The sequence below is a fragment of the Parvularcula maris genome, assembly GCF_024505085.1.
GTDB classification, from domain to species: domain Bacteria; phylum Pseudomonadota; class Alphaproteobacteria; order Caulobacterales; family Parvularculaceae; genus Parvularcula; species Parvularcula maris.
Window position 1 is genome coordinate 168,162 of record NZ_JANIBC010000002.1, and the last position, 21,664, is coordinate 189,825.

Annotated in this window: 19 protein-coding genes; 15 read left to right on the plus strand and 4 right to left on the minus strand. The window is 64.4% G+C overall.

Translation table 11 applies throughout. From position 1 onward, the window contains the following. The first annotated feature begins 54 nt into the window (after positions 1–54). On the plus strand, positions 55–1,398 hold the full coding sequence (locus tag NOG11_RS04175) for an amidohydrolase (protein ID WP_256618423.1): 1,344 nt from the start codon (positions 55–57) through the stop codon (positions 1,396–1,398). A gap of 154 nt (positions 1,399–1,552) precedes the next feature. On the opposite strand, the gene NOG11_RS04180 is transcribed toward NOG11_RS04175, so the two are convergent. After that, positions 1,553–4,174, minus strand: coding sequence for a M14 family metallopeptidase (locus NOG11_RS04180; RefSeq protein WP_256618424.1), 2,622 nt, complete (start codon positions 4,172–4,174; stop codon positions 1,553–1,555). A 255-nt stretch (positions 4,175–4,429) separates the two neighbouring features. Between NOG11_RS04180 and NOG11_RS04185 the strand changes: the two genes are divergently transcribed. Both NOG11_RS04185 and NOG11_RS04190 read left to right on the plus strand, forming a co-directional pair. Continuing rightward, complete coding sequence (locus tag NOG11_RS04185) at positions 4,430–5,662, plus strand: MFS transporter (RefSeq protein WP_256618425.1); 1,233 nt, start codon at positions 4,430–4,432, stop codon at positions 5,660–5,662. Between the two features lie 63 nt (positions 5,663–5,725). After that, positions 5,726–6,976: a putative DNA modification/repair radical SAM protein gene (locus NOG11_RS04190; protein WP_256618426.1), complete on the plus strand. Its 1,251-nt coding sequence runs from the start codon at positions 5,726–5,728 to the stop codon at positions 6,974–6,976. A gap of 1 nt (position 6,977) precedes the next feature. On the opposite strand, the gene NOG11_RS04195 is transcribed toward NOG11_RS04190, so the two are convergent. After that, entirely contained in the window at positions 6,978–8,012 is a 1,035-nt protein-coding gene (locus NOG11_RS04195) for an acyltransferase family protein (protein ID WP_256618427.1), read from the minus strand. A 424-nt stretch (positions 8,013–8,436) separates the two neighbouring features. Next, positions 8,437–8,574, minus strand: a complete 138-nt coding sequence (locus tag NOG11_RS04200) for a hypothetical protein (protein ID WP_256618428.1) — start codon at positions 8,572–8,574, stop codon at positions 8,437–8,439. An 823-nt stretch (positions 8,575–9,397) separates the two neighbouring features. Between NOG11_RS04200 and socA the strand changes: the two genes are divergently transcribed. The 4 genes from socA (at position 9,398) to NOG11_RS04220 (ending at position 13,154) form a co-directional block, all read left to right on the plus strand. Further along, positions 9,398–9,949: a type VI toxin-antitoxin system SocA family antitoxin gene (socA, locus tag NOG11_RS04205; protein ID WP_256618429.1), complete on the plus strand. Its 552-nt coding sequence runs from the start codon at positions 9,398–9,400 to the stop codon at positions 9,947–9,949. Then, positions 9,927–10,673 (plus strand): type VI toxin-antitoxin system SocB family DNA replication inhibitor toxin, encoded by a 747-nt coding sequence (gene socB, locus NOG11_RS04210; RefSeq protein ID WP_256618431.1) that lies wholly within the window; start codon positions 9,927–9,929, stop codon positions 10,671–10,673. The genes socA and socB overlap by 23 nt, the downstream gene beginning before the upstream one ends. 123 nt (positions 10,674–10,796) lie before the next feature. Further along, entirely contained in the window at positions 10,797–11,894 is a 1,098-nt protein-coding gene (ychF, locus tag NOG11_RS04215; protein ID WP_256618432.1) for a redox-regulated ATPase YchF, read from the plus strand. Between the two features lie 39 nt (positions 11,895–11,933). Next, positions 11,934–13,154, plus strand: coding sequence for a hypothetical protein (locus NOG11_RS04220; RefSeq protein WP_256618433.1), 1,221 nt, complete (start codon positions 11,934–11,936; stop codon positions 13,152–13,154). Between the two features lie 120 nt (positions 13,155–13,274). Here the strand turns inward: NOG11_RS04220 and NOG11_RS04225 are convergent, their stop codons facing one another. After that, entirely contained in the window at positions 13,275–13,580 is a 306-nt protein-coding gene (locus NOG11_RS04225) for a hypothetical protein (RefSeq protein WP_256618434.1), read from the minus strand. Between the two features lie 101 nt (positions 13,581–13,681). Here NOG11_RS04225 and NOG11_RS04230 point away from each other — a divergent pair, with 101 nt between their 5' ends. The 8 genes from NOG11_RS04230 to NOG11_RS04265 all read left to right on the plus strand — a co-directional run bounded on the left by NOG11_RS04230 (position 13,682) and on the right by NOG11_RS04265 (position 21,662). Next, positions 13,682–14,812: a TRAP transporter substrate-binding protein gene (locus NOG11_RS04230; protein ID WP_256618435.1), complete on the plus strand. Its 1,131-nt coding sequence runs from the start codon at positions 13,682–13,684 to the stop codon at positions 14,810–14,812. Next, complete coding sequence (locus NOG11_RS04235) at positions 14,809–15,315, plus strand: hypothetical protein (RefSeq protein ID WP_256618436.1); 507 nt, start codon at positions 14,809–14,811, stop codon at positions 15,313–15,315. The genes NOG11_RS04230 and NOG11_RS04235 overlap by 4 nt, the downstream gene beginning before the upstream one ends. Next, positions 15,312–15,872 (plus strand): TRAP transporter small permease subunit, encoded by a 561-nt coding sequence (locus NOG11_RS04240; protein ID WP_256618437.1) that lies wholly within the window; start codon positions 15,312–15,314, stop codon positions 15,870–15,872. Before NOG11_RS04235 ends, NOG11_RS04240 begins: the two co-directional genes overlap by 4 nt. A gap of 53 nt (positions 15,873–15,925) precedes the next feature. Beyond that, entirely contained in the window at positions 15,926–17,473 is a 1,548-nt protein-coding gene (locus NOG11_RS04245; RefSeq protein WP_305888920.1) for a TRAP transporter large permease, read from the plus strand. 25 nt (positions 17,474–17,498) lie between these two features. After that, positions 17,499–19,322, plus strand: a complete 1,824-nt coding sequence (locus NOG11_RS04250; RefSeq protein WP_256618439.1) for an aminopeptidase P family protein — start codon at positions 17,499–17,501, stop codon at positions 19,320–19,322. 139 nt (positions 19,323–19,461) lie between these two features. Continuing rightward, positions 19,462–20,454 carry a PAS domain-containing protein gene (locus tag NOG11_RS04255; protein WP_256618440.1) on the plus strand — a complete coding sequence of 331 codons (993 nt, stop codon included), beginning with the start codon at positions 19,462–19,464 and terminating at the stop codon, positions 20,452–20,454. Beyond that, complete coding sequence (locus NOG11_RS04260; protein ID WP_256618441.1) at positions 20,444–21,202, plus strand: glutaminyl-peptide cyclotransferase; 759 nt, start codon at positions 20,444–20,446, stop codon at positions 21,200–21,202. The genes NOG11_RS04255 and NOG11_RS04260 overlap by 11 nt, the downstream gene beginning before the upstream one ends. A gap of 4 nt (positions 21,203–21,206) precedes the next feature. Beyond that, a complete protein-coding gene (locus tag NOG11_RS04265; protein WP_256618442.1) occupies positions 21,207–21,662 on the plus strand; it encodes a MaoC family dehydratase in 456 nt (151 codons plus the stop codon). The last annotated feature ends 2 nt before the right edge of the window (positions 21,663–21,664 follow it).

Here is a 21,664-nt window from a genome sequence, read left to right on the forward strand (position 1 = left end):
CGTTACAGCATCGCTAAGTTGCCAAAACGCCGCGCGGCCAGCATGGTCTCGCCCATGAAAACGCTCGCTCTTCTCACCGCCTCCGCCCTCGCCTTCACCGCTCCGGCCTTCGCGCAGAGCCTCAAGGAGGACGCGGCAGCGGACTGGAAGAACCTGAAGCCGCTCTACGAGCACCTGCACGCCAACCCCGAGCTGTCGTTCCAGGAGGTCGAGACCGCCCGCCGCATGGCGCGGGAGCTGAGGAACCTAGGCTACAAGGTGACGGAGAAGGTGGGCCGCACTGGGGTGGTCGGCGTGCTGCAGAACGGCGAGGGTCCGGTGGTGATGGTGCGTGCAGACATGGACGGCCTGCCGGTCATCGAAGATACAGGCCTCCCCTACGCCTCGACGGCGCGAGGCAAGAACCGCTTCGGCGAAGAGCAGCCGATCATGCATGCCTGCGGCCACGACGTGCACATGACCTCGCTGATCGGCACGCTGCGCCAGCTCGGCACCCGCAAGGATGAGTGGTCGGGCACCATCGTCGCCGTTCTTCAGCCTGCCGAGGAGATCGGTGAGGGCGCGAAGGCGATGCTGGACGACGGGCTCTACCGCCGCTTTCCCAAGCCCGACTACGTGCTCGGGCTCCACGACGCCGCCGCCATGCCAGCAGGTACGGTGGGCTACGCGCCCGGCTACGCGCTTGCCAATGTGGACAGCGTCGATATCTATGTGAAGGGCGTGGGCGGGCACGGCGCCTATCCGCACACGACCAAAGACCCGATCGTCGTCGCCTCTCAGATCGTCACCGCGCTCCAGACCCTGGTCAGCCGCGAGACCGACCCCCAGGACAGCGCCGTGGTGACCGTCGGCGCCTTCCAGGCGGGGGCCAAGCACAACATCATCTCCAACGAGGCGCATCTTCAGCTCACGGTCAGAAGCTACTCCGACGCGACCCGCGAGCGGTTGATCGAGGGCATCAAGCGGATCGCCCGCGCCCAGGCCATGTCCGTAGGCCTCCCCGAAGAGCTGATGCCCACGGTGGAGGTGGCCGAGCCCTATATCCCCGCCACCTTCAACGATGAGGCTTTGTCCGAACGCGCCGCCGCGGCGATGACCGCAGCCCTGGGCGAGGGGAAGGTGCTCAACACGCCCCCCGTGATGGGCGGGGAGGACTTCTCCCAGTTCGGACGCACCAGCGACGACATCCCCACACTGATCTTCTGGGTGGGTGCGGTGGATTCCGAGACCTTCGCCAAGTCCCAGACGGGAGAGGTCAGTCTACCCTCCCTCCACTCTCCCTTCTTTGCTCCGGCGGCCGAGCCCACGATCACCACCGGAGTGACGGCGATGACCGCGGCGGTGCTGGATCTGATGGGTACGGAGGGTGATGCCGAGGAGGGTGAGGATACGCGGTAGCTTCGCTCTCCCCTCTCCCGCTTGCGGGAGAGGGGCCGGGGGTGAGGGCATGCTGCGCTCGCTATCGCAGGACTTTGCTTCGCTACGGCTTCGCCGATGCCCTCACCCAAAATCATAGATTTTGACCTCTCCCGCACGCGGGAGAGGTAGACAATTAGTCAACCTGGCTAGGCGCCAGCAGCAGCGCGTTGGCCAGCATCAGATCGAGCCCGCCCAAGTAAGCCCTGGTCGTCGGGTCTTGGGTGAAGCCTATCACCATCCCGTCACCTGCCCTCGCGCTCACCAGGAAGGGCTTGCGGCCGATCTGGGTACGGACATCGTCCCAGAGATAACCCGAGGCGAGCACGTCGTCCGCGCCCTTATAGGTGAAGACATTGGTGCCCTCATCCCGCCTCAGCGGCGCGTAGATGGTGTTGCCGCGGAAGAGGACCGTGGCCTCTTCATAGCCTGCGCTGAGGAGGCTGTCCTCGTTGGCATCGGTGCTGAGGAGCACGCCCGGCACATAGTCGGGCCTGCCGGGGGCACCGGCGATGGCTTTCTCGTAGTCTTCTTCGGACCAGAGTTCCGTCCCCGCAGCGGGGCTATCGCTCGAGCCGCTCGGCTCCTCTCCCACCTTGTTTTCGCGGCGAAGAGGCAGAAGGCCTGCATCCTCCGACGTAAGAACGTCGAGGGCTGAGCCGAACCCGATCAGCACGCCGCCATCCTCTGCGAAAGCCTTCACGGCTCGTGTTCCGCCTGAACCGAGCATCTGCCCGAAGCTCCCGCGGATCTCTGGGACCACCAGGACGTCATAGGCGGAGAGGTCGGCACGGCCCATGCTCCTAACACGGATCGGCGTGACCGGCACACCGAGCCTTCGCTCCATCACATAGCGGGCCGAGCCGACGGATAGCGGCGAGGTCCCCTCGCCCCAGGCCATAGCGACCTTGGGCATGTCGAGCGCGGTGAAGCTGCCGGAGCCGACATTCGGGCCTTCTTCCACCCAGCTCGTCTCCATCGGGACGAGCTCGCCCCCATGCTCCTGCCGGAGGCTCACCAGCGTGCTCCGCATATCGTCAGGGTTCGATCCGTTGGGGAAGACCACGCTGCCGCGCGGGAACTTCCGCTCGTTCTGGACGAAAGGCTCTATGGTCACTCGCCCGTCAAGGCCTGCGGCGAGGGCCGCCACCAGAAGGCGGGCCTGCCCCGCTCCCTCCCAGGGCAGCACATAGCCGTAACCGGCGCGCAGCAGTTGATCATCTCCCTCAGGCATGGCGAACACCTCGAGGGCGTCCTCATCCACCCGGCGGCAGGACGTGAAAGTCACGCCGTCCATGAGCGGCATGGACCAGGCGGTGACGTCGTAGAGCTCATGCGGCAAACCGCGGCTGCGCCGGTCTTCCTGGGCAGCGATAAAGTCCTCCGCCATCGGCGTGTCGGGATCGAGCAGCGTACGGACCAGGCGGCCGTCGGGCTGCGCCTTGTCCACAACGATGGCACCCTCCTCATAGTTCGTTCCGCAAATATTGCTGCCAGGCTCCGCCATCTGCACTTCGATGCCCTGCATCTGAAGCTTCTCGGCGAGCCTGTCCGCCTGCGCAGGCCTGATCCTCCGGTCGATGACGGCGTAGCGGTCCTCCGCTCCCTCGTTCATCTCGATGGCCGTGGCGCGGTCTTCTGCCATGGCGCTGAGGAAGCGCTCCTTGTTCTCGGCCACCGCCCGCGCGGTCGTCAGGGTGGCGAGGAAGTGGTTCTTGACCCCGTCCTGATAGGTGAGCTCGGAGCCGTCGGCGCGGTCGTGCTTCAGCCCGCGAGCCGAGGACTGCTCGAAGGTCATCGCCACCGCGCCCCGAAGGCCCGGCCACATATCGCCGTAACCGGGGTAGAGGTTGTCGAAGACCTCGCGTGTGAAATAGTCCGTACCCTCCTCGTCGAAGACATCGGCGATCATCCGCCCGATGATCGCCTGGCCCTCGCGGGAACGCTCCGAGAGCTGAGGGTTGTAGGGGCGAGCAGCCGGGGGAAAGTAATAGGAGCTGTCCGAGCCCATCTCGTGGGCATCGACGAAGACCACCGGGTTCCATTCGGCCACCGCCTGCACCTTGCCGCGGGTCTCGGGCTGGCTGAGGGTGAACCAGTCGCGGTTCATGTCGAAGAGGTAGTGGTTGAAGCGCCCGCCAGGCCACTCCTCGTCACGCTCCGCCGAGTAGCGGTCGCCTTGCACTGCGAGGCCTCTCGCCTGTTCGAAGTGATGGGTGAAGCGGGCTCTTCCGTCGGGGTTCTGCACGGGGTCGATGATGACCACGGTCTCGGCGAGGATACGCTCGACATCGGCGTCGCCCTCGGCGGCGAGGAGGTGGTAGGCCACCTGAAGCCCCGCATCGGTAGAGCTGATCTCGTTGCCGTGGACGCCATAGGAGAGCCAGGTGATGGCGGGCAGGTCCGCGATCAGCTCGTCGCGCTTGTCATCGCTCAGCGTACCGCTGGCGAGCCGGGCCATCCCCTCCTTGATCTCGTCGAGGCGGGCGATGTTCTCCTCGGAGGAGATCATGCCGTAGACGAGCGGCCTGCCCTCCCAGCTTTCGGCGTAGCGGTAGAGGCGCATGCGGTCGGGCGAGGCCCGGCGGAGGCGGCGCATATAGTCCAGCGCGTCCTCCGGCTTGGTTATCTCCAGTCCGGGCTCATGGCCCGCGACTTCCGCAAGGGTCGGCACGTCCTCGCTATACTCCACCTCGACACCGGGAAGCTGCGCTGCGGCGGTGCCGAGCATGAGAAGTGCAGAACAGAAAATACGCATGGTGACCCTCGTCAGCTTCCCGAAGGGGGTGGTGTAGGGGAACTAAGCTAAAGAACCAATGGCGTGGGGCGATTGGGTTAGCGTGACCCGTCATCCCGGAAAGTGCGTAGCACTTATCCGGGACCCATGGCCGGGGGGCTCAAACTGGAGCGACGGCGCACTTTTGAACTAGCTTTTGGTCCATAGGTCCCGGATAGCCTTCGGCTTCCGGGATGACGGGTTGCTTACGATGCGCCAATCCCCCATCCGCCCACCATGCGCTTTCTCCAGGATAACGCCCGCTGGATTGGTGGGGGATTTCTTCTGACGCTCTTCTCGGGCTTCGGGCAGACGATCTTCATCGGCGCCTCGGGGGGAGAGCTGCGCGAGGCTTTCGGCATGACCAATGGCGAGTGGGGCAACCTCTACGGCCTCGCCACCTTGGGCAGCGCCGCTGTCCTGCCCTTCGTGGGCAAGGTGATGGATGTCCGCCCCGGCTGGCAGGTGGCGGCCGTGGTGATCCCGCTTCTGGCGACAGCCTGCGTCTCCATGGCGCTTGCCTCCTCGGTGCTGATGCTGGGGGTGAGCCTCTTTCTCCTTCGCCTCCTAGGCCAGGGCATGATGAGCCATATCGCCCTGACCGAGACCGCGCGCTGGTTCGCAGCCTCGCGGGGCAAGGCGATCTCCTTCGTGGTGCTCGGTTTCCAGGCGCAAGAGGCAGTGCTGCCCCTGACCTTCACGCTTCTGGTCGCGAGCTATGGATACCAGGTGGGGTGGCTCGCCGGAGCAGCGGTCCTGATCTTTCTCGCCTGGCCCGCGATCGTGTGGCTCCTGAAGAAGCCCCGCGAACCCGAAGGCGAAGCCGTCACCGCCAAAAGCCGTGCCCGCGACTGGACCCGCGGCGAGGTGCTGCGCGACCCGCTCTTCTACGCCATGAGCACCGGCGTGCTGGCGCCGCCTTTCATCGGCACGACCCTGTTCTTCCACCGCGACCACCTGGCCGAGCTGCGCGGGCTCTCCGACCAGGTGATGGGCGCGGGCATCCCGGTCATGGCCGCGCTCACCGTGGGCTTCGCGCTTCTGACGGGCAGGCTGGTGGACCGCTTCGGCGCGGTGCGCCTCCTGCCCGTGGTGATGATGCCTTTGGCGCTCGGCTGCCTGGCGGTCGCCTTCCTGGACGGAAGCCTCGGCGTCATCGTCTTCTTCGGCCTGTTCGGCGTCAGCTACGGCTTCGCCACCACCCTGTTCGGCTCCTTATGGCCCGAGGTCTACGGCACCAGATATCTTGGCGCGATCCGCTCGGTCACCCAGTCGGCCATGGTCTTCGCCACCGCCCTTGGCCCCTGGATCACAGGGGCGCTGATCGACCGGGGCGTCTCCCTTCCAAGCCAGTTCGGCTGGATGGCGTTCTACTGCGCGGGCGTGTTCGGGCTTCTGATCCTGGCCTCCAGGGGCTTTGCGAAACGAACTGCCGCGGAGCCAAAAACTGTAGCAGCATCAAGCGTTTGAGGGGATAGTTTTCCTACCCATTCGCCACTTGAACTACGCGGCAAAACGGAACATCTTCGGAACATGGCCGTATCCGAAAAGACCATCGCCAAGCTCAAGATCCTCGCCGACGCGGCGAAGTACGATGCCTCCTGCGCCTCCTCCGGCAGCAAGAAGCGCGACAGCCGGGACGGCAAGGGTGTCGGCTCGATCGAGGGCATGGGTATCTGCCACGCCTATGCGCCGGACGGCCGGTGCATCAGTCTTTTGAAGGTGCTGCTGACCAACTCCTGCATCTTCGACTGCGCCTACTGCATTAACCGGGCGAGCTCCGGGGTCGAGCGGGCGCGCTTCACCCCGCAGGAAGTCGCGGACCTGACCGTCGAGTTCTACAAGCGCAACTATATCGAGGGGCTTTTCCTCAGCTCGGGGATCATCCGCTCCCCCGACTACACGATGGAGCAGATCGTCGAGGTTGCTCGAATCTTACGCGAGGAGCACGACTTCGGCGGCTATATGCACCTCAAGACGATCCCCGAAGCCTCGCCCGAGCTGATCGAGGCGGCGGGGCGCCATGCCGACCGGGTGTCGATCAATATCGAGCTGCCTACCGCGAACAGCCTGAAGAAGCTCGCGCCGGAGAAGGACCGCGGCGGCATCGAAGATGCCATGGCGGGCCTCAAGGACGCGATCGAGGCCCATAAGCGCGAGAAGACTCTCCGTGCCAAACCAAAACTGTTCGCGCCGGGCGGCCAGTCCACCCAGATGATCGTCGGCGCCGACAAAGAAGACGATGCGCAGGTGCTTACCACCGCCACCGACCTCTACGACAAGCACCGCTTGCGGAGGGTCTACTACTCTGCCTTCTCGCCCATCCCCGACAGCAAGCCCGGCATGCCGGTGAACAAGCCGCCGCTGATCCGTGAGCACCGCCTCTACCAAGCGGACTGGCTGACGAGGTTCTACGGGTTCCGGCGCGACGAGATCATCTCCACCATGGATGGCGGCATGCTCGACCTTGCCGCGGACCCCAAGCTGATCTGGGCGCTGAAGAACCAGGGCTTCTTCCCCATCGACGTGAACTCGGCGACCAAGGAGGAGCTGCTGCGCATCCCCGGCGTCGGCACCAAGGGGGTGGAGAAGATCCTCGCCGCCCGCCGCTTCGGCCGCCTGCGCTATGACGACCTGACGCGGGTCGCGGCCTCGGTGCGCAAGATTAGGCCTTTCGTCACGGCGCTGGACTGGACGCCTACCTCGCTTCTCGAATCCGGGGCGCTCGAAGCGCGGATGAAGAAGCCCGCCGAGCAGCAGGACCTCTTCGCCGCGGCGGCCTAGGTCAGTGCTGATCCGCTTTCCTGTAGTGGCTCGTCCGGCGGAGGGCTGGGCGCTCGACGAGGTGCCATAGTAGCACGCTCGCGCCGAGGGTGCATAAGACCGAGGCCGCTACGGCGAGGGCGGGGCTCTCTTCGAACAGGCCGCTCGCCACCAGGCTCTGGATGATCGGGAAGTGGCAGATATAAATGCCGTAGGAGAAGTCTCCGTACCGCGTGACCGGCAGGGCGATGCCTGGAGACCAGGCCAGCCATGCGATGACCCCGGCCAGCCCTACCGGCCGGAGGAACGCCCCTTCGGGAACGAAGAAGGACAGCACCGTCAGGACCAATGCGGCGGCGCCGACCCGGCTCAGATGGGTACGGATCACCTGCTGCCAGTGCCAGAGCGCCATCCCGGCGGTGAAGTAGGCCATCTGGCCGGGAAGCTGCCTTGCCAGGATGGCGAGGATGGGCCTGCCCGTCTCTTCCGCCGCGATGAGGAAGCCGAGATGCCAGAGCTCTCCGCCGATATAGAAGACTGCGAGCAGCCCTGAGAGAAAGGCTGTGCGGCGCTCCGCGGTCCAGGCCAGGAGCGGACCGAGGATGACGAGGGCGATGTAGAACATCACCTCGATCTTCAGGGTCCAGAGCGATCCGTTGACCGCCTCGAACCGCTGCCCCTCGAAAAGCCCCGGCAGGTCGGGGTGGAGGAAGTTCAGGAAAGCGAGGTTCGCCGCGAGATACCGGGCCACTCCCCCCGCCTCCCCGCCGAGCAGCATGGCGATCAGCGAGGGCACAAGGATCACCGCCGCGTAGGCCGGGTAGAGCCTCCTGATGCGCTTGCCGGCATAGTCGGCGATGGAGGCCGAGCGCTGCCACGATCCGTATACCAGGGCGCCGGAGAGGATGAAAAATCCCTGGACGGACAGTTCGGCAAACCGTCCGAGAAGACGCTCCAGCTCCCCCGACGAATCGAGGGACGCCAGGACGACCAGGTGGTAGACCGCCACCGCCGCGGCGAAGACGAGACGAATGGCATCGAAACGGTTGGCGCTCACCCCGCGGGGCTTATGGACGGGCGCGCGGGTTGGCAAGCGGCCCCGCCGGGCGGCAGCGGGTCAGTTCGAAACGAAAGCGGCAGTCTTCTTGGTTGAGGGGGTCTGGTCGCCTTTCTCTCCCTTTGGGAGAGATCGACATCTTCGATGTCGAGTGAGGGCGAGTGATGGGATGAGTTTAGTTCCTCGAAGGCCCTCACCCGAAGCCTGCTACGCAGCCTTCGACCTCTCCCAGAGGGAGAGGTAGGGGTGGTGCCAGTTCTCTGCCTGGATGTTCGAACTGACCACTACCCGCTAGGCGGGTGCGTATCTTCAGGATCTGGGTAGGGCAGCCGCCCTCGCCGCACCCACCGTCCCTCGCTCTCTCGCGGCTGCCGGAAGCGGGGGCGCTTGGGGCGATCCGGGGACAGGCAGCCGCCCTAGGGCGTCAGCGCTTCCTCTTGTCGGCTTTCTGAGCCTCCTCGATCTGGCGCAGGCGCAGATCGTCATACTCCGTCCACCACGGGGCGAGGATACGTTTGGCCCGGCGCTTGGCGCAGGGCGTGTAGGTGTAGCGTCGGGGCATCAAAGGTTCCTTCTCGTAGGGCGGACGGCAAAGCCGGCCGCGTTCGGGGGCGGGCGTTGTCAGCGCGGCCGGCTGCGCCGTCCGCCCTACGTCCCCATCCGCCGTCATCCCGGAAGGCGAAGGCTATCCGGGACCCATGGACGGAGGGTTCGTAGGCGTTAGGCGGTCGCTTCGTGTTGCTGGCGTTCGGTCCATGGGTCCCGGATCGCTACGCGTCCGGGATGACGATGGGAGAAACCAGGCACGCCGAAACGTCCGCCCGAGGTCGGTTGTTCGTAANCGTAGACGTTCTGCGGTCGCTCTGTGCGGCAGCCTTCGGTCCATGGGTCCCGGATCGCTACGCGTCCGGGATGACGGCGGGAGAAACCAGGCACGCCGAAGCGCCCGCCCACGGTCGGTTGTCAGCTGGTCCGGGGTGTCCCGCGCGCCTCGTTGCCGAAGCGAGGGAAGAGGTTGTAAACTGTGCTTCCGCATGATCGGCTCCCACACCGATACGAGGCGCGCGGTACGGCGGACCATTCCGGTGGGAATGCAGGGGCCAATCCTTAGCTCACCCCGATGGCTGCCGTGATCCTCTGGCCGCGTTAGCCGGACGCACCAGCTCGCTTCCCCGAAGGGCACCAACACCCGCCGCAGCGACAAGCAGGAAGGTCAGGCGCCCACCGCCCCGGTCTTGTCGCAACGGTCGTTATTTAACGTGGGTGCAACGGAAGAGGATAAATTTCTCAAGCCAACATCTGACTCGACCTCGGAGAGCTTGCGAGCTAGAACGTTTTGAGAACACCCGTATTGGTATTTTTTAGAATCCGTCTAATCGCATTTCATGTTTCCTCCGTTCGATCCACGTGCTGTTTGCAACCTACTGCTGGATGAAGCTGACCATCGCGGTGTGCAGATTTCGAACTTGGCTTTGCAAAAGCTGCTATACTTTACGCACGGCTTGTTTCTGCAACGCACCGGCGAACCGCTAGTATCAGGATACTTTGAGGCATGGCGCTACGGCCCGGTCCATCCGGGATCATACGCCGCTTTCAAAAAATACGGTGCAGGGATCATTTGCGGGCGAGCTTCGAAGATCAACCCTCTGACGGAACAAGAGACGCAACTGCCAGCAGTCCGGGATAAAAATGTGCTTGCAGTGACAGGGCAAATCATTGCTACGCTCGGTCATATGACTGCAGGACAGCTAGTTGATTTGTCACACGTAGCAGGCTCGCCTTGGGCAGCAGTAGTCGAGTGCGGGGAAGCAACAGCAAACTTTGGGCTTCGTATACCGAACGAATTGATCCGAGAAAAATTCAATCAACACAAAATGCAAATCGGGCATGCCCCAAGACTGAGTGAGATCGCCGATGACGAACCGTTCAATCCCTGAGCAAGACCTTGCGCGCATCGCCCCAATGGGTCGAGACGAGAAAAGAGCTGCACTTCAGCGCCTGAAGAAAGGTTGGCCACCCTACAGCTACTCCCACGTCCGCAATGCTTTCGGCAGCATACTGAACCTGAAGGTCGGATTGTTTCCAGACGCAGAGAAGATTCCCCTGGATGCGATTTTGGCCGGAATAAAAGATAGCTGCAGGAAGGAACGCAACTTTGAAGACGCGTACAAAGCCAACGCCGAAGTTGCAAAATGCCTAAGATCTTTCGCTGATAGAGAAGAGATTATAGGCAGACCTCACGATTTTATTCCCATCTCAATCGGGACGTCACGGAAGTTATGTTACTGGTCGCCTATGGTCCTCCAGCTACGGAGTCAAACTTGCGTGCCACTCCTTGACGTAAGAAAGGTAGAGAAACTCACCGTAGATGCTAAGAGGTTTGCTTTCTCTACAATGCACCAACGTATTCGCGAAGGCAACCCTGACTTCGCTGACGTGAACCTAGCCATCATCACTCTTTCCGCTGGACGAAACAAGAAGCGAGTAGCCAATTTCGAGTTTGCAGATCAGTATGACCTCTTCAGCTACGCACAGTTAGATCAAATGGTCCGCGAAACCTACGAGATTTGGAATGATATTTGGTCTGAGCGAGCTGCTCAAGCCAAGGAAGAAGCGTCGAGCGACAGTAATCTTGGCCCGCTCTTTGCGAACATAGCGTAAGGTCAAGGTACGCTACACCTTACCGTCCGCTAGGCGAGTAACCCCCGTCGCTTACTGTCTCTTGCACCCAATCCCCTCCCCCGCCATAGCCCTGCGTTCACTCTTCAACCCGGCGGACACATCATGGGCTTCAAATGCGGCATTGTCGGGCTTCCCAATGTGGGCAAGTCGACGCTTTTCAACGCGCTGACCAAGACGGCGGCGGCGCAGGCGGCGAACTATCCTTTCTGCACCATCGAGCCCAATGTGGGGGATGTGGCGGTGCCCGAGCCTCGGCTCCAGAAGCTCGCCGAGATCGCGAAGTCCGCCGAGATCATCCCCTCGCGGCTTCAGTTCGTGGACATTGCCGGGCTGGTGCGTGGCGCCTCCAAGGGGGAAGGCCTCGGCAACCAGTTCCTGGCCAATATCCGCGAGGTGGACGCGGTGGCCTATGTGCTGCGCTGCTTCGAGGATGACGACATTACGCACGTCGAAGGTCGGATCGACCCCATCGCCGACTACGAGACGGTGGAGACGGAGCTGATGCTGGCCGATCTCGAGAGCCTGGAGAAGCGCCGGGCGAACCTCGAGAAGAAGGCCAAGGGGCAGGACAAGGAGGCTAAGAAGACCCTGGTCCTGGTCGACCGGGCGCTGGCCGAGCTGCGCGAGGGGCGGCCTGCACGCGCGGCGGAGGTCTCGAAGGACGAGATGAAGGCCTGGCGAGGGCTGCAGCTCCTGACCACCAAGCCGATCCTGTTCGTGGCCAATGTCGATGAGGATTCCGCCGGCGAAGGCAACGAATACTCAAGCAAAGTCCTGCAAGAAGCCAAGATGCAGAACGCCGCCGCCGTCGTGATCTCCGCGAAGATCGAATCGGAGCTCGCCACCTTGGACGACGAGGAGGCGGCGGAGTTCCTGAGTGAGATAGGGTTACAGGAGCCAGGGCTGAACCGGCTCATCAGGGCGGGCTACGAGCTCCTCGGACTTCACACTTACTTTACTGCAGGCCCGAAAGAGGCGCGTGCGTGGACAATCCGCAAAGGCGCCCTTGCCCCGGAGGCCGCGGGAGTTATCCATACAGACTTCGAGAAGAAGTTTATTCGAGCCGAAACCATCGCTTACGAGGATTATGTCTCACTGGGCGGCGAAACGCCTGCCAAGGAGGCCGGGAAGCAGCGGATCGAGGGCAAGGACTACGAGGTGCGCGACGGCGACGTGATGCACTTCCGAACCGGGAACTAGGCCGCAGGGCCTTTGGGGTTGAACAGGGAACCTAAGATCATGGCAAACGACGATCACGGGCTGTCGGGACTGTTCGGCGATGACGGCGTTCCTGCGACCAGCAAGCCGAAGGCGCCCGCCGCGGTGCCTGCCGATGACGACCTCCCCCCGGTGATCGACGACGCCGACAAGTCGCCCCTGGACCTTCTGGCGGACAAGATCGGCCTCGACCTCACGGAAGAGGACGATGACGAGCTGCCCCCCGCCGCAGCCGAGGCGGAGGACGAGCCCGAGGCCTTCCACCGCTCGCCGTTCCAGGCCGAGGCACCTGCGGATGAGGCGGAGGAGCCTGCGTCCGAGGCGCACGACCCCTTCTCCATCGCACTGACCCAAGGCGCGGTCGGCCCCATCGGGATGGGCGCGGGCGAGGAGGTGAGCCCCCAGGCCGCCGCGATGCCCCTGCCCCGTACGGCTCCCCCGGCCGAGGCGCACCAGGGCGGCATCCTCTGCTTCCTGGTCTCGGGCGACGACGATCGCGGGCGCAAGAGAACCCTCGAAGCGCTGAACGTGGCCGCGGGCAACGGCGCGGTGCGCCTGCGCTCCCTGCCCGAAGAGCCCGAAGAGATGGACCGGGTGCTGGAAGACGCGCTCAGCACCACCGATTGCGACTATGTGGCGTTCCTGTCGGGGGGCACCGAGCCCGCCGATGACTGGGCGCTGGAGTGCTCCAAGGCGTTTGCCGAGCTGCCCAAGACGGGCGCGCTCAGCGTCTGCGCCGCCAATGCCGACCCGCTGAGCCCCTGGGCCAGGGTGGCGTTCTTCATGGACGAGGCGGAGCGCAAAAAGGGCCGCAGCCAGGGCTCGGACACGATGGTGTTCAGGAAGAGCGTTCTGCGGGAGCTGCATGAGCAGCTCGGCCCGATCCTGCGCGACGGGCACCTGCTCGACGCGATCTCCGGCCGTGGCCACCGCATCAACCCCGCCACCGAGGCGCGCGTGTCGATCGCGACGCCCTCGGACCGCCGCGAGGTGATGCGCCGCGTCCGCCTGCAGGCCAAGCGTTCGGCCAGCCTCCAGGCACGGAAGATGAACCCGGTCGTCCGCTACCTCATGGTACCGGCCATGTTCCTCAGCAGCCCCTTCCGCCTGATGGCTGTGCGCAAGGCGGCCAAGGAGGCCGTCGGCGGGGCGCAGTTCCGCGAGGTAGCCTCCAAGGCGATGATGGCTGTCCTCGCCGACCGGCGCGTGCGCGCGATGACGCTGCTGACCGGCGGGAAGTAGGGCTGGGTTTCTTGTCTCTCCCTTGGAAGAGACCGACATCTTCGATGTCGAGAAGAGGGCTACAGTCCGTCTACTCCCCTCTCCCCAAATCAAAGATTTGGACCTCTCCCGAGGGAGAGGTTACGGCTCTTCCTTGAGCTTCCCTCTCATCCGCAAACTCTCCCGGTTGAGCGTGTGCAGGTCAGCCCGGCCCTCCATGACCTCATGCCCCAGCTCCAACGCCTCCCGCAGCATCCCCTCCGGCGCGTGGCGGTAGGCTGGGCGCTTCTCGATCACCTCGTACCAGACCCGGCCCGCGGCGTTGTCGAGCAGGATGCGCTGGAAGCAGTGGTCGAAGCGCACCGGCCAGTCCCTGTCCTTCGCCGCTTCGGGCATCGCCTTACGGGTCAGCTTCAGCCAGTCCTGTTCGAGCTGCTCGCGCTTCATGCGCTCTCTCCCTTTGACGCTCGGCGCGCATCCCGCCAATGTGCGGCGCTGGCGCGAGGTTCCACCTGAGAGGACCCGCGCGGAGGACGAACGGGGCGAGCGTGAGCGAGAGCGTAGGACGGCGCGGATTTCTGAAGAAGGCGGCGCTTGGGGCGCCCTTGCTACTGGCTGGGTGCGACTGCGCCGAGCGCTGCGCCGCCGTAGCCCCAGCCCAGGCCGTAGCCGGGATCGAGCCGCGTCGGCTGAAGATGGTGACCACCTGGCCCAAGGACTTTCCCGGCCTCGGCGACGCAGCGGAGCGGACAGCGGATTTCATACGCGATCTGACCGGCGGGGCCATCGACATCAAGGTCTTTGCTGCCGGGGAGCTGGTGGGTGCGTTCGATGTCTTCGATGCGGTGGCATCGGGCGCGGCGGATCTCTATCACGGTGCGGACTACTACTGGACGTCGAAGTCCCGCGCCTATCCCTACTTCACCGCCGTCCCCTTCGGCATGACCGTGACCGAGCAGGTCGGCTGGCTGGAGGCCGGCGGCGGGCAGGAGCTGTGGGACCGGCTAGCCGAGCCTTTCGGCATCAAGCCCTTCGCCTCGGGCAATACAGGCCACCAGCTCGGCGGCTGGTTCAAGCGGGAGCTCACCGATGTGGACGGCCTGCGCGGTCTCAAGATCCGTATGCCCGGTATCGGCGGTGAGGTGATGAGAAGAGCGGGGGCCTCGCCCGTGCTTCTTCCGGGGTCGGAGCTCTACCAGTCGCTCCAGTCCGGCGCCATCGACGCGACCGAGTGGGTGGGTCCGTGGAACGACCTCGCCATGGGTTTCTACCGCGAAGCGCAGTACTATATGTGGCCTGGCTTTCACGAGCCTAACGCGCAGCTTTCCGTGGGCATGAATCTCGACCTCTGGAACTCGATGAGCGCGCAGGAGCAGGCGATCATCAAGGCCGCCATGCGCTCGGCCAACCATGAGAGCATCGGCACCTATGTCATCCGCAACGCCGACGCCCTCGGTGTGCTGACTGAGGAGCACGGCGCACGGCTGACCCCCATGCCGGACGATGTGATGGCCCTTCTCGCGGAGAAAACGCTCGAGGTGCTGGAGGAGATCGCGGAGAGCTCGCCCATCGCGCGCGAGATCCATGAGAGCTATATGGGCACACTGAGGAAAACCATGCCGCTGACGGCCATCACCGATGCCGCCTTTATCGACGCTCGCCAGAGGCTGATCCGATGAAGGTCTGGCCTTTCTCTACCCTGAGGAACCCCGAGGCTCCCCTCCCCCTCGTCGTGCTGTCCGGATGGGCGACGGCCACCATCCCGGCGCTCTTGCTGGTGCTGGTGGCGCAGCAGATCCTGCCGCCGGAGATGTTCGAGCGCGTCGGTGACGAGGTGTGGTCGGACGAGTTGCCCGTCTGGGCCAATGTCGGAGGCGTCGTGCTCTTCGCGCCGGTGGTCGAGACGTTGATGATGGCCATCGGCTTCGCGCTCATGTCTCTCGTCCGTGTGCCCCCTGGCTGGCAGATCGCGGCGCAGACCGTCGCCTGGGGCATTCTACACGGCTCGATCGCTGCCGCCTGGGGCATCGCGCCCACCTGGATCTTCTTCGTCCTCAGCGTCATCTGGATCGGACAGCGGCCCGCCTCCTGGTGGAAGTCCTTCTTCGCCGTCACACTGGTCCATATGCTGAACAATGCTCTGGCCGCTATCGACCTCGTCAGGACGCAAGCTGGCGGATGACGGCTAAGCTTCTCGTCATTGCCCTGCTTTTGCTGCCGCTCTTCGCAGCGCCCTTCTCGGCGGCTGTGCGCGAGGCTTTGAGGCGCATCGTCGGCGCAGGCTTTTGGATCGCCGGGGCCTGCGTTCTGCCGCTGCTCGTGGTGCAGCTCGGCGTGGTGCTCCTGCGCTCGGTCTTCTCGGTCAGCTTCATCTGGCTTCAGGAGAGCACGCTCTACCTCTTCGGCGCCATGTTCCTCCTTTCGTCCGGGGCGCTGCTGCTGCGCGACGGCCATGTGCGGGTGGACATCTTCTACGGCAAGGCTGGTGAGAAGCGCCAGGCGCTGGTCGATCTTGTCGGCATGCTGATATTCGTCTTGCCGCTGTCCGTCCTCATCATCTGGGTGAGCTGGCGCTATGTGGGGACGAGTTGGACGCAGCTCGAGCGCAGCCAGGAGACCTCGGGTCTGCACATCGTCTATATTCTCAAGTCGCTGATCCCGGCCTTTGCCGTCATGCTCCTCTTCGCGGGGGAGCTGCGGGCGGCGGAGCTTCTGAACAAGCTGCGGGGCCGGGGGTGATCGAGGACCTGATCCTCTGCTTCTGCGCCTGCGCGACATGGCTCGACATCGCCATGGTCGTGGTGCTGTGCGCGCTCTTGCTGGCGGGGTTCCCGGCGGCCTTCACCCTGGCGGGGACGGCCCTCGTCTTTGCACTGATCGGCCTGGCCATGGGGGTTTTGGACCCGACCTTTATCGGCGAGCCCTACCCCATCCGCATCTTCGGTATCGTCAAGAACCAGGTGCTGCTCGCCGTGCCGCTCTTCGTGCTGATGGGCGTGGTGCTCGAGCGGGCCAGGATCGCCGAGGAGCTGCTCGAGACCACGGCGAGGCTGTTCGGGCCGCTGCCGGGGGGCCTCGGCATCGGGGTGATGATCGTGGGTGCGCTTCTCGCTGCATCCACCGGCATTGTGGGTGCTACGGTGGTAACCATGGGACTCCTCAGCCTGCCGACCATGCTGAGGCGCGGCTACTCACCCGCGCTGGCCTCGGGGTCGATTGCGGCGGCAGGGACCTTGGGTCAGGTGATCCCGCCGTCGATCGTTCTGATCCTGCTTGGCGACGTCATGAGCAACGCCTATCAGGAAGCGCAGATCAGCCAGGGGGTTTTCTCACCCGAGCCTATCTCCGTGGGCGATCTTTTTGCCGGGGCGCTTATACCGGGCCTCGTGCTGGTAGGGCTCTATCTTCTCTATCTCGTGGCGGTGGCCTTTCTTAGGCCCTCGGCTAGCCCCGCTGTGCCTGACGAGGACCACTATAGCTGGGCCGAGGGCGCGAAGGCGGCAGCCAGGACCCTGCCTGCGCCGCTGCTCCTCATCATCGCCGTGCTCGGCTCGATTCTCACGGGCGCGGCGACGGCCACCGAGGCCTCGGCCATTGGGGCGGCGGGGGCGTTTCTGATCGCAGGCAGCAAGCGGAGCATTGCAGAGGGGTGGAAGAGGCATCTAGCGACCGCAGGGATTGCCGCGGCGGTGGTCCTGTTCCTGCTGGCTGCGAATTTCGACCTGCGCCTGGGCCGGGAAGCGTCGACGGCGGACAGCGTCGCCATCTTGCTGGCCGCCATCGCCACTCTCGTTCTTCTGGCGGGGCTCTTCGTCAGCTTCTGGTCCATGGGGCGGAAGCTGCTGCAGCCTGTCCTGGAGCAGACCACGCAGGTGACCTCCATGGTCTTCACCATCCTCATCGGCGCGGCGCTGTTCAGCCTCGTCTTCCGAGGGCTGGGCGGCGACGAGACCGTGGCGGCGGCGCTGGAAGCAGCGCCAGGCGGCACCGTGGGTGCGCTGGTCATGGTCATGGTGGTGATGTTCGTCCTCGGCTTCTTCCTCGACTTCATCGAGATCACGCTTGTGGTCGTGCCGCTGGTGGCGCCGCCGCTGCTAATGGCGGGGGTGGACCCGGTGTGGCTCGGCGTGCTGATGGCGGTGAACCTGCAGACGAGCTTCCTCACACCGCCCTTCGGCTTCGCACTGTTCTATCTGAGGGGTGTGGCCCCGGAAGGGGTGAGCACCGCGGCGATCTACCGGGGGGCGCTGCCCTTCGTCATGATCCAGATCGCAATGCTGCTGATCCTTGCGCTTGTGCCGACCCTGGCCACATGGCTACCGGAACGCATCTACGGCTAAGACTTCTACCCCTTTGAGGTGACCCATGTTTCAGACCTTCGATCCCGTCTCCGACCGCTCTTTCGCCGGTAAGCACCTGCCGCTGCTTCGTGAGAGGCTGAAGGCCCTGGGCCTCGACGGCTTCCTGGTGCCCCATGAGGACGAGTATCTGAACGAGTACCTGCCGGACCATGCCGAGAGGCTGATGTGGCTGACGGGGTTCTCGGGGTCGGCGGGTTCGGCGGTTGTGCTGTCAGGCAAGGCAGCGGCCTTCTCCGATGGGCGCTACTCGATCCAGCTTCCCGCCCAGGTGGACGACCAGCATTTCGAGCTGCTGATGACCCATGACGTGACGCCCTCCGACTGGCTTCGTCAGAACGCGGAGGAGGGGCAGGTGATCGGCTACGACCCCATGCTGTTCTCCGAAGCGGCGCTGAAGCCGTTCCAGAAGGCGGCGGCGAAGAAGGGGTTCACCCTTAAGCCCGTCCGGCCCAACCCCATTGACGAGGCCTGGCAGGACCGCCCGGACGAGCCGACCGCCAAGATCAACCCCCACCCGCTAGAGTTGGCCGGAGAGGATGCAGCCGACAAGCGCACGCGCATTGGCGAGGACGTGGCAGAAGCAGGAGCGGACTTGGCCCTTCTCACCTCCCCCTCCTCTCTCGCGTGGCTGTTCAACATTCGCGGCGGCGACGTGCATGCCGCGCCCCTGCCCCTGGGCCGGGCGATCATACACAGGGACGGCCAGGCGGAGCTCTTCGTCCGTCCCGAGAAGGTCACCGACGAGCTGCGCAGCCATCTCGGCAACGAGGTCGCCCTCCACGCTGAAGCCCAAGTGGACACCCGCCTTGCCGTGCTGGCGAAGGAGGGCAAGTCGGTGCTGGTCGATCCTGGCCTCACGCCGGTTTTCTACCTGTCCGCCGTCGAGGAGGCTGGCGGCAAGGTGGTGCGCGGCGCCGACCCCGTCTCCCTACCCCGCGCCATCAAGAACGAGGCCGAGCTGCAGGGCGCCCGCGAGGCTCACCTGCGCGACGGCGCCGCCATCACAGAGTTCCTTCGTTGGCTGAGCATCGAAGCGCCGAAGGAGACCGTCACCGAGATCGCCGCCGCGCAGAGGCTCGAAAGTTTCCGCCGCGAGACGGGTGTCCTGAAGGACATCAGCTTCGACACGATCTCGGCCTCGGGTCCCCACGGTGCCATGGCGCACTACCGGGTGACCTCAGCCACCGACCGCACGCTGAAGAAAGGCGAGCTGTTTCTCATCGACTCGGGCGGTCAGTACCAGGACGGCACGACGGACATCACCCGCGTGGCCGCCATCGGCGAGCCGACCCCGGAGATGCGCGAGCGCTACACGCTGGTCCTCAAGGGCCATATCGGGCTAGCTCGAGCGCGCTTTCCGAAGGGCACGTCAGGGCACGCCCTTGATGCATTGGCGAGGCTGCCGCTCTGGATGGCAGGGCTCGACTACGACCACGGCACAGGCCACGGGGTGGGCAGCTTCCTCTCCGTCCATGAGGGGCCGCAGAAGATCTCCAAGCACGCCATCGACCAGGCCCTCGAGCCGGGCATGATCTGCTCGAACGAGCCCGGCTACTACAAGGAGGGCGAGTACGGCATCCGCATCGAGAACCTAGTGGTGGTCACCGAGGCAGCTCCGATCGAGGGCGGGGACGCCGATCGTTCCATGATGGGGTTCGAGAACCTGACCTTCGCGCCACTCGAAAGAGAGCTTATCGAAAGTGAACTACTCACCCGTGACGAAAGGGAATGGGTCGATGACTACCATTCGCAAGTGTTTGACCGTATCTCTGAATACTTGACCGAAGATACGAGAGACTGGCTCTCTTCTCGCTGCAGACCGCTGTGATGAGCGAATTTGTCGCACCGTGAGCGATACTGACACATTGCTCACTCTCCACGGCCCACGTTATCAGAGAGGGCATCTTTCGTCATGGGTGAACTAGGGCTAGGGTTCAGGGCAAGTGGACAATAACACACTGGAGAGGATGAAAGTCAGCGCGTTCGAGCGGTTTCCCATCGCCTTCGTGCTGACCAACCCGAACATGGACGACAACCCCATTGTCTATGTGAACCGGGCATTCGAGCGGCTGACCGGCTACACAGCCGAGGTGGCGATCGGGCAGAACTGCCGGTTCCTGCAAGGTCCTGATACGGACAGTGAGGTGGTGGCTGAGCTGGGAGATGCCATCAAGGAGCGGCAAGGATACCGCACGGAGCTTCTGAACTACCGGGCCGATGGCTCGACCTTCATGAACGAGCTCCTGATCGAGCCGATCCACGATGATGAAGGCCAGCTTCAGGCCTTCCTGGGGCTGCAGCGCCAGGCCGGTGTCAGCGCCGCGGCCCAGCACCGGGCGGAGAAGCAGCTTCAGGAGATCCAGCACCGGGTGAAGAACCACCTGCAGATGGTGGTCTCGATGATCCGCCTACAGAGCCAGAAGGCCCAGGGCGCCGACCCCAGCATCGACTACGCCGCCCTCGCCTATCGGGTCGAGACGCTGCAGCTTCTCTACCAGGAGATGAACAAGACCTCCGAGCACGCCGAGGTGCCCATCGGCGCCTATCTCAGCCGCATCGCGACGACGATCGGGCATCTCGAGGGCCGCGAGAACATCCGCCTCAACATCGCCACCGAGAGCTTCTACGTGCCGGTGGAGACGGCGGCCCGGGTCGGCCTTCTGGCCTCGGAGATCATCACCAACGCCTATCAGCACGCCTTCCAGAACCGCAAGGCTGGGCTGGTCGAGGTCAGCCTGCGCCAGCTTTCGGGCGGCGTCATGCGGCTGGAGGTGATGGATGACGGCGTCGGCCTGCCCGAGGGGGTCGAATGGCCCAAGGGCAACACGATGGGCGCCACCATCGTCGCCTCGCTCCTGAAGGGTGTCGAAGGCACGATCAATATCGCGCGGGGGGTTGCGGGAACGACGATCAGCGTCGATGTTCCGTTACCCGACAGCCGCGCGAAACATGAAAACTAGCCTTCTCGCCCTTCTTCTTTTCTTCCAGCCGCCGCTGACGCCCGAAGTGGTGAAGGCGGAGGTGGTGGCCACCTATCCGCACGAGACGACGGCGTTCACCCAAGGCCTGCTGTTCGCGGATGGCGTGCTGATCGAGAGCACGGGCCGGGAGGGGCAGTCGCGCCTGCGCAAGCTGTCCATCCGCACCGGACGCCCGCTGATGGAGGTGGCCCTGCCGGACGAGGTGTTCGGCGAGGGCACGGCGCGGGTCGGCGAGCGGCTAATCACCCTCACCTGGCGCTCCGGCGAGGCCTATGTCTACGACCTTCAGACCCTCGAGGAGGTCGGCAAGTTCTCCTATGAGGGAGAGGGCTGGGGCCTCACCTATGACGGCGAGCGCCTCATCATGAGCGACGGCTCGGACCGCCTGCGGTTTCTCGACCCCGAGACCTTCGAGGAGATCGGCGAGGTCGAGGTGACGCTCTCCGGGCAGAAGATCGGACGGCTGAACGAGCTCGAATATGTGGACGGGCGGGTCTGGGCCAACGTCTTCATGCAGGACTTCCTGGTACGGATCGACCCCGAGACCGGCGCCATCGACCAGGTGGCGGACCTTCAGGGCCTGTACCCCCGTGCCCTGCGCAAGAGCCCGATCAACGACGTCCTCAACGGTATCGCCTATGAGGAGAGCTCGGGGCGGCTCTTCGTCACGGGTAAGAACTGGCCCAACATGTACGAAATCAAGCTGACCCCCAAGGAAGCGGAGTAGCCCTATGCCCGGTCTGTGGTTTTCCGAGTTCGAGGAGGGTCAGGTCTTCGACCATGAGTGGACACGGACGATCACGGAGGCGGACAATACCTGGTTCAGCCTCGCCACCATGAACCCGCAACCGCTCCATATCGACCACCACAAGGCGGCGGAGACCGAGTTCGGCAAGCCGCTGGTCAACAGCCTCTTCACCCTTGGCTGCCTCATCGGCATGACGGTGAACGACACGACGCTGAACACCACCGTCGCGAACCTCGGGATGGAGAAGGTGCGCTTCCCCGCACCCGTCTTCCACGGCGACACGGTGAAGGCGAAGACGACGGTGGTCGGTATACGGTCTTCCAAGTCGCGGCCCGGTCAGGGCATCGTCACCTTTCTGCACGAGATGTTCAAGCAGGACGGCACGTTGGTCGCCTCCTGCGAGCGCGCCGCGCTGATGATGGCGAAGCCGGACGCCTAAGG